Consider the following 12,720-nt stretch of genomic DNA (forward strand, 5'->3'; position numbering starts at 1 on the left):
CCTCCCTACTTAAGTTCAATCACGCGATCCGGGAACGCCTTGCGAACAAGCGCCAGATTCAATTTCTCATTCAGCTCAAAATCCTTCTCGATAATTTTGTTATCGATCATGTATTTCTTTTGTCCTGCTAAGCCGTCATAAGCCTTTTGCGTAAAGCCGATGCTCCACGGATTGTTCGGTAAATCCTTTAATGTCGCTTCCCGCGGCTGTTTCACTTCCTTGTACAAAAGGTCAGCCGTTTCATCCGGATGCTCCTGCGCATAAGCCGAAGCTTCATCCAGCGCCTTCAAGAATTCCACTAAGCTATCCTCGTTTTTGGCAATCAGCTCATCGGGGGCAACCAGACCTGTTCCGAGCCGCACAGGCGTCTGCGACATATCCGTCAGCTCATGCGCTTCCTCCAGCGCCGCAAATTTGGCGTTCAATACCGCCCCGTAGACCCATACTCCGTCTACTTCGCCTTTTTTCAAAGCGACGTAGGCCTCGTCGAAGCCCCCTTGGCCGATTAACTCCACATCTTTTAATGCGATGCCGTTCTCTGCCAAATAAACATCCCACAAATAAGGAATAAAGGTTCCGCGGGAGAAGCTTAGCTTCTTGCCCTTTAGATCGGCGGCATTCTTAATATCCTTCCTTGCAAACAGCTTCCACTCCTTGGCATTGGCATCCGAAGCCAGACCCGTAGAGGAGATAACGGAGTAATCGCCCTTGCTTACCGCATTTAAAATCGGAAAGTCCGCCCCGTAAGCGATGTCCACCTGATTGATGAATAATGAATTAATGCCTTCGGCCGGCGTCGCGAACGTGATCAGCTCCGCGTCTATGCCATGCTTCTCGAAAAATCCTTTGTTAGCAGCCACTCTAAACACGGGATTAGAGGTAATATCCGCTATACGAAGCTTTAATGTATCCGCCGCTTTCTCATCCGATCCGCAGCCCGCTAGCACGACGCCAAGCATCGCAAGCACCAATCCGGAAATTCCCCATCGCCTTAAGCTGTTTTTTTTCATACGCATTCTCCTCCATTATGGAAGCCCCCTTAGGCCCCTCTTTTCAACTCATCCTATCCGCCGCTTGCTAATTTTGCTCTGCCTCATCACTTCTGGCTACGCAGAGAGCACCCTCGCCAAAGGTGACCGTGCCTGCTACTTCAACCACGGATTCCGTCCCTCTTCCGGCTGCACCCGGCAGGCGATAATCGGCTACATCAACAGCAGCGATCTCCTGTTCAATTGGCTTCTCCAGCTGCGGTACCCACTCGTATGGCAATCGGTAAGCGCGATAGACCATGTTGGAGTTGCGTTTGTTCTTATACGGCGAAATATATTCCCAGACAAGCTCATGCTCGCGAGTCACTTCAAATACACGGCCGTCCGCACCCTCCGTTATAAGCGTATTGCCGTTAGGCAAGCGCTGGGCGGAACTGATGTACGGACTGTAAAAGCGGTAGGAGTCAAGCGGCGCTTGGAAACCGGCTTCGGTCGGCGTGTATTGCCATTCAATCTCAAGCGTGACAGGATTGATTTCCAAAATACGCGAATGATCGCGAAGCGCATTTTTCACGCCGTCTGACGAAGGATTCGGCTTGCCGTAACCCGCCCAGCCGCCGTTGTCGAAAATAAGGATATTGCCTTCGCCAGGCAGTCCCTGCGGAATGAGATGAGCATGATGCTGTCCAATAATCCAGCCCAAATGCTTCGTTTCCGGCGCGGAGTAATCCGGTCCCAGCTGCCAAACGATTTTGCCCGTCTTCTTGTCGATAATCGCGATGATATTGGTTTCCCTGGCGTCCCAAATAATGTTATCCGGATGGAAGCGCTCGTCGCCTTGGTCGTAAAATTTATTAGGTCCCAACACGGAAGCAGAGTTGATGTGCATCCAGTCGCCGGAATTGTTGCCGAAAAACCGCGTATTCGGATCTCGTGACAGTGTCTGCTTCGCATCCTCGTCGAAGCCCAGCTCTTCAAAATGGTCGCTGCACGTCCATTCCCATATCACGTTACCTTCCCAGTCCACTTCAATAATCGTGTCATCCAGCAGCTCAATCTCCGATATGTCCGGCCGTTTTACATTCTTGTGGGCAAGAATAATCGTATTGCCTGAATCAACCTTTGGCTCTTGGCCGGGCACATAGTAGCCTACCGGATTGCCTTCGCGCTGGAAATCATGATGGGCTCTCGCCATCCATTGCGCGGGATGACCCGGGTCCTCTATATATTCGTAGCGGTCAAACTTCCAAACGATATTGCCTTCCCAATCGACCTGAACGAGATTCGCTTCATCCTGGAAGCCGTATTTCGGATCTCTCTCCGCCGTGCTGCCAAGCACGTAGCCGCCTGGCAGCATTTTGTTCGGGAAACCCCTTAGACCTTTCCACAAATGAACCTCGCGCCCATTCATATCGATCAGTAATGCTCCTAAATCCGCTGCTTGATAAATCGTGTAGCCGCTCCATGCTTTCTCCGGGCTATAAACCGTTGCTCCGGTTGGATAAATCGTTGGATGTCCCATAATAATTGCTCCTTTATATGTCGTTTAATGGTTTATTGATTCTCATAAAACGGCCATCTCAATAGCTGATGAATCGTTCTGATCGGCGCTTCTGCTCCGCTTGCTGCTCACGTTCGACCTTCTCAGCATTTTGTTTGGCAAGCGACAGCATAGCATCAGAGAAACCGTCGAGGTTCTCGATCATCTGCCGGTAGCCGTTAATCTGAGAGGACAGCTGCTCTGCGGAAAAACCTGCGAACAGCGTCGTAATGCTGCGCAAACCGACATCATGATTTCGGGCAAGCATTTCCTTGCCTTTATCCGTAATTTCAAGGACAACCGCCCTGCGGTCCTGCTCACTTCGCTTTCGCACGGCTAGGCCGCTTTCCTCCAGCTTATCGCACAAGGCCGTAACCGCGCCTGAAGTAAAATCCAGCTGCTCAGCCAGATCACCCAGTCTTTGCTCACCCTCCCGCAGGATAATATTAAGAATGAGGAGACCGGGCAGCGCAATGCCTTCTATCGAAATCTTGTCTCTTTCCTTCACGAACCTTCTTACCATTTTGCGAAACAGCCAATCCGCTTCCTCCAGCAGTGCCCAGTTGTTATTTTCCATGAGTTTTAATTCGTTCTCCTTTTCGCAGGATGTCCGCGCTTAGATACAAAAAGGCCCCCGCCTTCTTTTCATGACGAAAAGAGAGCAGGAGCCTTTGGTGGTCCAATCGGCTAACCTAATTGTTTAATACTAAGATAATGAATGTTCATTTAATCGTTCTGAAGCCAATATTAAACCATTAATTCACATCAGTCAAGTGGGGATTAAAAATAACTATGCCGCAAATCCCATCTGCACACAGACATATCCACAACTTATCCACATTTGTCCACAACTTGTTCACATTATTGTGGACAAGCATTATTAAAAACACTATTTCGCAGAATCTGGCGCAGGCATTGAATAAACTGACTCTAATCATTTATTTATAACGGCAATTTACAACGTTATTTCATGCTAATTAACAGAATTGTAGGAAAAATTAAAAGATTCTGTGGATAAAATACGCGAAAAAATTTTTTAAACTGAAAATTTGTGTATAAGTAATTGTGCTTCCGTGGATATCCCTTTTTCTTCGAGGAACGCTTTTTGTTAAACAAAAAAAATAGGCCGGAGCAGCTGAAAAACGCTGCTCTGGCCTATTTCATTTTCATGCTCAGCTATATTTCAAAAGCCTGCTTGCTTGAGACAACCTTAATTCTTACACCGAAGCATAGTGGCAAGCGGCAAAATGCCCCTTCTTCACTTCGAGCAGCGCCGGCTCATCAACCTTGCACTTATTGGTTGCAATCGGACAACGCGTGTGGAATTGGCAGCCCGTAGGCGGATTGATTGGGCTCGGCAGATCACCGGTCAATACAATACGCTCGCGGTTTGCTTCAACCTCCGGATCTGGGATCGGAATAGCCGACAGCAGCGCCCGTGTATACGGGTGTGCAGGACTTGCGTAAAGCTCGCTGCTCTCAGCAAGCTCTACGATTTTACCCAAATACATAACCGCTACGCGGTCGCTGATGTGCTTAACCATCGACAGATCATGCGCGATGAACAAATAAGTGAGACCCATTTTGCGTTGCAAATCCTGCATTAGGTTTACAACCTGCGCTTGAATGGACACGTCCAGCGCCGAGATCGGCTCATCCGCAATAATGAACCGCGGATCAACTGCAAGCGCGCGGGCAATCCCGATACGCTGCCGCTGACCGCCGGAAAACTCATGCGGATAACGCGTGGCATGATCAGGATTGAGGCCTACGACATCGAGCAAATGCTCGACGCGATGCTTGCGTTCCTTCTTGCTGCCCACAAGCTTGTGGATATCAAGCGCTTCACCGATGATGTCCATAACCGTCATACGCGGGTTTAACGATGCGTACGGATCTTGGAAAATCATTTGCATATCGCGGCGCATCGCTTTTAGCTTAGCACCCTTCAGCTTATAAATGTCCTGCCCGTCGAAGGTGACGCCGCCGCTTGTAGGCTCATAGAGCCTCATGATCGTACGGCCGGCCGTTGATTTCCCGCAGCCCGATTCACCAACAACGCCGACGGTTTCTCCTTTTTGAATGGAGAAGGTTATATCATTAACGGCCTGGAGCGTCGCTCCGCCGCCTAAATTAAAAAACTTGCGTAAATGATTGATTTCAATTAACGGTGCACTCATACAGACACCTCCCGATTTGCATAAGGATGTGCGAGCCAGCATGCCGATGCATGCGATTCATTGCCGTCTACCGGGAGCAATTCAGGATCATTGTCTACACATACCCTCATGGCTTCATCACAACGGGCGCAGAAGCTGCAGCCCTTAGGCGGTTTAATTAAATCCGGCGGCGTTCCGTAAATCGGCACAAGCGGATCTTCCTTCTTCTGATCAAGACGCGGAAGCGAGCGCAGTAGCCCTCTCGTATACGGATGCTTTGGATTTTTGAAAATCTCCCATTTTGTGCCCGTTTCGACGACCTTACCGGCATACATAACGATAACGCGGTCACACATATCAGCTACAACGCCTAAATCATGAGTAATAAGAATAATAGAAGTGCCCAGCTTTTCCTGTAAATCCTTCATCACACGCATAATTTGTGCCTGTATCGTCACGTCAAGCGCCGTAGTCGGCTCATCTGCAATAAGCAAAGACGGGTTGCAAGCAAGCGCAATAGCAATCATCGCCCGCTGGCGCATACCGCCTGAGAACTGATGCGGATATTGGTTAATCCGTGATGCAGCATTCGGAATACCGACGAGATTAAGCATTTCAATAGCCCGCTCAGTAGCCTTCGAACCGCTAATGCCTTGATGCTTAATCAACCCTTCGGTAATTTGCCGTCCGATGGTCAACGTAGGATTAAGCGACGTCATCGGATCCTGAAAGATCATACCCATTTCTTTGCCGCGGATGTCCTCCATTTGGCTATTCGACAATTTCAAAATATCTTTGTCCTTAAACCTAATGGATCCGCTGGTCTCTGCCGGAGGCGATGGAATCAAACGCATGAGCGACTGGGCAGTTACGCTTTTGCCGCAGCCGGATTCCCCGACGATAGCTACTGCCTCGCCTTTATTAACATGAAAGTTAACGCCGCGAACCGCCTTAACGATACCGCCGCGAACTTTGAAATTCACACGAAGGTTGTTTACTTCAAGTAACTTCTCCATCCTTGTCCACCTCCTACTTCTTCATTTTCGGATCAAGCGCATCTCTTAGACCGTCGCCAAAAATATTAAAGCAAAGCATTGTAATACTGATGACCGCCGCCGGGAAAATCATTCTCCACGGATACAGCGTCCATGCTTTAATCGCATCATTGATCATCGTACCAAGAGATGCAGCCGGAGACTGAACGCCAAGACCGAGGAAGCTCAAAAAAGCTTCTGCAAAAATAGCGCTCGGAACGGTCAGTGTCAGCGTTACGATAATCGGGCCCATTGCATTCGGTATCAGATGCCGGAATAAAATACGCCCTGTGCCGGCGCCAAGCGCTTGGGCAGCCATGACATATTCTTGGTTTTTGAGCTGCATAATCTGGCCCCGCACAATCCATGCCATACTGATCCACCCGGTTATACTGAGCGCAACCACGATGGTAAGCATGCTGGGCTTAAAAATTACGATTAATAGAATAATAATGAGCATGCTCGGAATCGAATATAAAATTTCGCAAAAGCGGTTCAATATTTCATCCACGCGTCCGCCGAAATACCCCATGATTCCTCCGATAATAACGCCGAGAACCAAATCGGCAAGCGCAGCGTATAAACCGACCTGCAGAGATATGCCCGCACCCATCCAAGTTCGGGTGAACAGGTCACGGCCGAGATCATCCGTGCCAAACCAATAGGTAGCCGAAGGACCCAGATTTTTTTCCTTCAAATGGTTCGTCTGATAATCCTGTTCGGATATAATCGGGCCGAAAATAGCCATCAAAGAAACGATGATTAGAATAATTAAGCTGATCATCGCGATTTTATTCGAACGCAGCCGCAGCCAGGCATCTTTCCATGCCGAAATACTTTCGCGGACAACGACTTCCGTATGCTTCTCGTCTTTACTCAATTTAGCAAATTGATCCGGCGTAAAGGTGTTATCCTTCATCATTTCCCCCCACCTCTTGTCAGCTTGATTCGAGGATCGACAAGACCGTAAGCAACATCAGTCAAAAACCGCGCAGCCATCAGGATAATGCCATAAAATAAAGTAAGCCCCATTATGAGCGTATAGTCACGGTTAGTAATGCTTTGTACAAAATATTTTCCGATTCCACCGATTCCGAAAATTTGCTCGACAACGACCGATCCGGTAATGATATTCGCAGTCATCGGTCCGATATAAGTAACCACCGGCAAAATAGCATTTCGCAGCGCATGACGCACCAAGATGATGCGGCCGTTCAAGCCTTTAGCGCGAGCGGTCTTAATATAATCGGCAGACAGCACTTCCAGCATCGTCGAACGTGTCAAACGCGCTATAAAAGCAGCGGGAAGGAATGAAAGCGCAAGAACGGGCATAATGAAGTCGGTCGGGTCGTTAAGACCTGATACACTGAGCCATTGCAACTTGCTTCCGAATACGTACTGCAAAATAGACGCGGCAAGAAAGTTCGGGATAGAAACCCCAAGCACCGCAATGATAATCGTCGCGCTATCCATCCATTTGCGGTGGTTAAGCGCAGCAATGATGCCCAGGATAAGGCCTGCCGTTAGCGACAGAATGACGGCAAAAAGTCCAATTTGAGCAGAATAAATAAAGCTTTCTTTGATAATGCGAGAAACGGACATATACTGCTGCTTCATCGACATACCCAAATCGCCGTGAAGCAAATTGTTTAAATACATCAAATATTGCTTCCACACCGGCTGGTCAAGGCCGTACATAGCCAGGAGATGCTCTCTTATTTTTTCCGGAATCGCTTTTTCCCTGACAAAGGGATCGCCCGGGATGATTTTCATGAGAAAAAAAGTAGCTGACGCAAGAACAAACAACGAAGCGAACATGGACAGAAACTTCTTGAGTACATATTTTATCAACGCAATGGACACCTCCTTATAGAATATAAACAAGAAGAAATGTGAGTGCTAGAGTCTGAACCAGTCAATAAGAAAGGGATATATGCGGACACCCCGCATATATCCCTACCTTCAGGTACTGGAAGGATGACTATTTCGCTTCGTAATAACCTCTTGTGTAATCAATGTCGCCTTTGTAATCTGTGATGATATTTTTGAATCCAGGCTTCAGCATGTAAACGTTGCTGTAGTAGTAAATCGGCATAATCGGCATTTGATCCATCAGGATTTTTTCTGCTTCAGTCATAGCAGCGATACGCTCTTTTTGATCTCCGCTTGCGTATGCTTTTTTGATCAAAGCATCGTATTCAGGCGAAGCAAAACCTGTATTGTTTTGGCCGCCGCCAGTAACGAACATATCCATGTACGTCATTGGATCGTTATAGTCCGCTCCCCAGCCTGCGCGGGAAATTTGGTAATTCATTGCCGTACGGTTTTTCAATAGCACGGAAAATTCTTCGTTCTTAGCAACGACTACGATGCCAAGATTTTGACGCCACATTTCAACGATTGCTTCAGCGATTTTCTTGTGGCCATCGCTTGTGTTGAAAGTCAATGTTACTTCAGGGAACTTAGCAAGCTTCAGTTCAGCAAGACCTTCAGCAAGCAGCTTCTTCGCTTCATCAACATTTTCTGTAAAGTAATCATCTTTCACTTCTGTACGGTAATCTTCCTTCTCACCAATAATGCCCGGCGGAACAAAACCGAACGAAGGAACCTCACCGGCCAATGTTACGCTTTCCACGATCGCTTGACGGTCAATCGCCATCGAAAGTGCTTTACGGACTTTTACGTTGTTAAAAGGAACTTCTTCTGTGTTAAACATGTAGTAGTACGAGCTTGCAATCCCTTTTGTAACGAACTCATCCTTCTTCGATTCCTTCAGAACCGGGATTTGCTCGGCAGGAATTTCACCGGTTGGTTTACCTGTGTAATCAAGCTCACCAGTCTCATAGTTCGCAAGTTCAGTTGCAGAATCAGCAAGCATTGTGAAATTAACGCCTGCAAACTTCACTTGGTCTTTATCGTAGTAGTTCTCGTTCGGAACGAGTTTAATGGATGTATTGTGCTGCCATTCGCTCATTTTGAAAGGACCATTACCGATGATTGTAGCCGCATCTGCTGCCCAAGCCTCGTTATCCTTCACCGATTGATGAACAGGGTTGTATACGTAGAAAGAAGTTAGGCTCAAGAAATAAGGGGTAGGCGAGTTCAATTTCACTTCAAGTGTTTGAGCATCAATTGCTTTGATGCCAACAGCGTCAGCGTTCGTTGTTTTGCCTTCGTTATAATCTTGTGCGCCAACGATGTAATAGAATTGGTAAGCGTAAGTCGAGCCTATAGCAGGATCAAGCGCGCGTTTCCAAGAGTATTCATAATCATTTGCGGTAACAGGGTCACCATTGCTCCATTTTGCATCTTTGCGAATGGTAAACGTGTAAGTTAGTCCGTCATCAGACTTTACCCATTTCTCTGCTGTTGCAGGAATGGACTCACCGTTTTCGTTTTTACGGGTCAAGCCTTCATAAATACCTGTTGCAAGCGTACCGGACACATTGTCTTCCATGAGTGCCGGATCAAGAGTCGAAGGCTCAGAGTGAATGTTCAATCGGAACACTTTCGCTTCGGTTGACTCGCCAGTGGTTCCGCCGTTGGTAGCGCCGTTGTTACTTGTTTCGTCTTTCGGCGTACAACCTACCGCGATAATAGCAAGAATGAGTAAAGCAGCGATAAATGAAAAAGCAGACTTTCTTGTTCTCATTGTTACCCTCCCGTTTTTTTCTCTACTGTGTTCAGCAGTGGGTAGTATCGTCCACCTTACTCGCCTTATATACAAACGTTTGCATCAGAGAAAAAGCTTGTCTGATCCAAATGCGCATATTCTCTTGAGCTAATGTTATACACTCATCCCATCCAAACATAGAGATTGAAGTTTACTAATAATTTTCACTATACATCCATGTTAATTATTTATCAACAAAATGTAAGCTGTAAATTTATGTATTAAATGACTAAAATCAGCTATACTTTAGCACTTTGACGCGTTTATTCAGTTAATTAATTTGTTGCTTTAATGCTTTACAGCGTTTATTCAGGTTATTATTCTGTTACTTTAACGCTTTGAAGCAATTACAGGGAATATCTAACAAATATAGTTCAAATTATATAAAATACATAAAACATTAAAAATCCTTATATTTCCCAATTCATTTCGATAATAATTTAGCTTTTTATATATAAAAACGAAATAAAGCGCAATATCATTGTGATTTTCCTTATTCACTGCATTGTCATAAAATCAATAAAAATATAAAATAATCCGCTCTCTTTCTTCGTTTTTACTAAATAAATAACCAAGTCATACGATATAATTGTTTTTTATATCTTTCTTCTCGGCCAATTAATTTATACCGATCTTTTGATTAATCTCCGGAAGAACAACCAAGCGTAAATGGCTGTCGCCGTCCTCTGTGGCAAAAGCTGTCGTTTCGCGGAGATATATAAGCATATTTATCTGTGTAAACTTATATAAAAAAAGGACCTATTCGTGTATAAACACCGAATAGGTCCTCTGAAACAAAACTATTTTATAACAGATCTGCTTAGTAAGTCATACCTGGGTAAAGCGGATATTGCGCAGTAAGATCACGTACCAAGCCGCGGGCTTTAGCAAGAACTTCTTGATCTTCCGGACTGTTAAGCACCAGTGCGATAACATCAGCGATAACTTTCATTGCTTTCTCATCCATGCCGCGAGCGGTTGCCGCCGGTGTACCGATACGGATTCCGGAAGTAACAAATGGGCTTGTTGGATCAAACGGGATAGCATTTTTGTTTACGGTAATACCAACTTCATCAAGTACATGCTCAGCCACTTTACCTGTAATGTTCAGGCTGCGCGTATCAAGCAGCATCAAGTGATTGTCTGTACCGCCGGAAACGATGTTGAAGCCTTTTGCAACAAGTTCTTCGGAAAGAACCTTTGCATTTTTGACAACTTGCGTAGCATATTGCTTGAATTCCGGTTTAAGGGCTTCGCCGAATGCTACCGCTTTTGCTGCAATAATATGCATCAATGGGCCGCCTTGCGAACCAGGGAAGACCGCTTTATCAATCGCTGCTGCCCAAGGCTGACGGCAAAGGATCATACCGCCGCGTGGTCCGCGAAGCGTTTTGTGTGTAGTCGTTGTAACAAAATGCGCATGCGGCACTGGGCTCGGATGAAGACCCGCTGCTACCAAACCGGCAATGTGAGCCATATCAACCATGAACAAAGCGCCAACRTCGTTAGCGATTTTGCCAAGTTTCTCGAAATCGATAGTACGCGGGTACGCGCTTGCGCCAGCCACGATCAAACGAGGACGATGTTTGAAAGCAAGCTTGCGAACTTCTTCATAATCGATGGTGAAGGAATCCTCTTGTACGCCGTATGCAACAAAGTTGTAAAGCAAGCCAGATGCATTAACCGGGCTGCCGTGCGTCAAGTGACCGCCGTGCGCAAGGTTCATGCCTAGAACCGTATCGCCAGGCTGCAAGGCAGCAAGGTAAACAGCCATGTTCGCTTGTGCGCCGGAGTGAGGTTGTACGTTCGCATGCTCTGCGCCGAACAACTCCTTGGCACGGTTGCGGGCGATATCTTCAACGATATCTACATGCTCACAGCCTCCGTAGAAACGTTTGCTTGGGTAGCCTTCTGCATATTTATTAGTTAGTACGCTTCCCATCGCTTCCAAAACCGCTTCGCTTACGATGTTCTCCGATGCGATAAGCTCGATGTTATCACGTTGACGAGTAAGCTCAAGGCCTAGTGCTTTCAATACTTCCGGATCTTGTTTGCGCAAATTTTCCATTTTCATATTCCTCCTCAAATTAGACAGCCTGTATATTATTAATTGGTTTATTAAATCAGTTCATTCGTTCCCTGAATTCGGCTAATCGCATGTTCCAGCAGATTGCTCCGCCGTTATCTCATTGCCCAGCTCGTATACCGCGCGTGAGCCGCCGATTAGCTTAGGCCTTGTGACAGCCATCGTAACATGAGCTTCCCCGATCTCGCGAATCGACGGACGGACCGGAACAGCTACCCGCTTCAGGTGCATGCCGATGAACGTATCGCCGATATCGATGCCGGCATGCGCTTGTACCATTTCGACGAGGCATGGATCCTTCAGCTGGCGGTAGGCATAGGCTGCCATCGATCCGCCGGCTTTCGGAACGGGCACCGCACCAACAGGTTCCAAGCCGTAACGCTCGGCTGCTGCCCTGTCGATAACGAGCGCCCTATTCAAATGTTCGCAGCATTGGTACACCGGAATGAAGCCAAGCTCGCTTCGCACAGCTTCCACGCCCGCATAAATTTGTGCAGCCGTCTCGACGGTTCCTGCGGTTCCAATGCGATGGCCCAGCACTTCACTAGTACTTACACCGATTACTAACAGCTGACCCAGGGCAAGCCCGCCTGCCGCTGCCAGCTCTCGAACGATCATCTCTACCTGTGCTGCAATGACTCCAAGCTGTACATTTTCTTTTATGCTCATCGCGATGGCCCCCTATTTAGGACTGGCTGCTGAACTGCTCTTCAATTTGCATTACTTTATTTACTCTGCCGACATGACGTTCACCGTTCGAGAACGGCGTTTCGAGCCAAATCCGAATAATTTCCAAAGCAACTCCGGGACCAAGAACACGTTCCCCAAGCGCCAATACGTTCGTATCGTTATGCTCCCTGGTCGCTTTCGCGGAGAACATATCATTGACGAGCGCGCAGCGGATACCCCGCACTTTATTAGCCGCAATCGACATGCCGATTCCGGTTCCGCAAATCAAGATACCGCGTTCTGCTTTGCCGCTCGTAACAAGGTCGCATACGGGGAGTGCATAGTCCGGATAATCAACCGATTGATCGCAGCTGCATCCTACATCTTCAATTTCATGGCCGAGCGATTGAAGAAACGGTACAACCTCATCCTTCAAACGATAGCCTGCATGATCGGCACCAATAGCAATTTTCAACGCAAAAGACCTCCTTCGATATGACACATCACAGTGCTAGTATACCTATTTTTGCAGAAAAAGACGAAAAAAGAGCAAGACATGCTTAATAGCAT

Annotated in this window: 11 protein-coding genes; all 11 read right to left on the reverse strand. The window is 47.1% G+C overall.

All coding sequences use genetic code 11. The features are described 5' to 3' along the window. Positions 1–5 precede the first annotated feature (5 nt). Complete coding sequence (locus tag AC1DLI_RS06880) at positions 6–1,010, reverse strand: ABC transporter substrate-binding protein (protein ID WP_477600870.1); 1,005 nt, start codon at positions 1,008–1,010, stop codon at positions 6–8. Positions 1,011–1,077: 67 nt separating this feature from the next. Then, positions 1,078–2,511 carry an aryl-sulfate sulfotransferase gene (locus AC1DLI_RS06885; protein ID WP_477600872.1) on the reverse strand — a complete coding sequence of 478 codons (1,434 nt, stop codon included), beginning with the start codon at positions 2,509–2,511 and terminating at the stop codon, positions 1,078–1,080. 58 nt (positions 2,512–2,569) lie between these two features. Next, the gene (locus tag AC1DLI_RS06890; protein ID WP_477600874.1) at positions 2,570–3,106 is read right to left on the reverse strand and encodes a MarR family winged helix-turn-helix transcriptional regulator; all 537 of its coding nucleotides are present in this window, start codon (positions 3,104–3,106) and stop codon (positions 2,570–2,572) included. A 640-nt stretch (positions 3,107–3,746) separates the two neighbouring features. Beyond that, positions 3,747–4,709 (reverse strand): ABC transporter ATP-binding protein, encoded by a 963-nt coding sequence (locus AC1DLI_RS06895; RefSeq protein ID WP_308995265.1) that lies wholly within the window; start codon positions 4,707–4,709, stop codon positions 3,747–3,749. Continuing rightward, positions 4,706–5,704, reverse strand: a complete 999-nt coding sequence (locus AC1DLI_RS06900; RefSeq protein WP_477600876.1) for an ABC transporter ATP-binding protein — start codon at positions 5,702–5,704, stop codon at positions 4,706–4,708. The genes AC1DLI_RS06895 and AC1DLI_RS06900 overlap by 4 nt, the downstream gene beginning before the upstream one ends. Before the next feature lie 13 nt (positions 5,705–5,717). Then, positions 5,718–6,644, reverse strand: a complete 927-nt coding sequence (locus tag AC1DLI_RS06905; protein ID WP_308995267.1) for an ABC transporter permease — start codon at positions 6,642–6,644, stop codon at positions 5,718–5,720. After that, the gene (locus AC1DLI_RS06910) at positions 6,641–7,573 is read right to left on the reverse strand and encodes an ABC transporter permease (RefSeq protein WP_477600879.1); all 933 of its coding nucleotides are present in this window, start codon (positions 7,571–7,573) and stop codon (positions 6,641–6,643) included. Before AC1DLI_RS06910 ends, AC1DLI_RS06905 begins: the two co-directional genes overlap by 4 nt. A 130-nt stretch (positions 7,574–7,703) precedes the next feature. Further along, positions 7,704–9,374 (reverse strand): peptide ABC transporter substrate-binding protein, encoded by a 1,671-nt coding sequence (locus AC1DLI_RS06915; protein WP_477600881.1) that lies wholly within the window; start codon positions 9,372–9,374, stop codon positions 7,704–7,706. A gap of 841 nt (positions 9,375–10,215) precedes the next feature. Continuing rightward, a complete protein-coding gene (locus tag AC1DLI_RS06920) occupies positions 10,216–11,463 on the reverse strand; it encodes a serine hydroxymethyltransferase (RefSeq protein WP_477600883.1) in 1,248 nt (415 codons plus the stop codon). Between the two features lie 81 nt (positions 11,464–11,544). Further along, a complete protein-coding gene (locus AC1DLI_RS06925; protein ID WP_477600885.1) occupies positions 11,545–12,150 on the reverse strand; it encodes a TIGR01440 family protein in 606 nt (201 codons plus the stop codon). A 16-nt stretch (positions 12,151–12,166) separates the two neighbouring features. Next, the gene (rpiB, locus tag AC1DLI_RS06930; RefSeq protein ID WP_364151875.1) at positions 12,167–12,625 is read right to left on the reverse strand and encodes a ribose 5-phosphate isomerase B; all 459 of its coding nucleotides are present in this window, start codon (positions 12,623–12,625) and stop codon (positions 12,167–12,169) included. Between the last annotated feature and the right edge of the window lie 95 nt (positions 12,626–12,720).

This window comes from Paenibacillus sp. 01T443 (assembly GCF_056398325.1).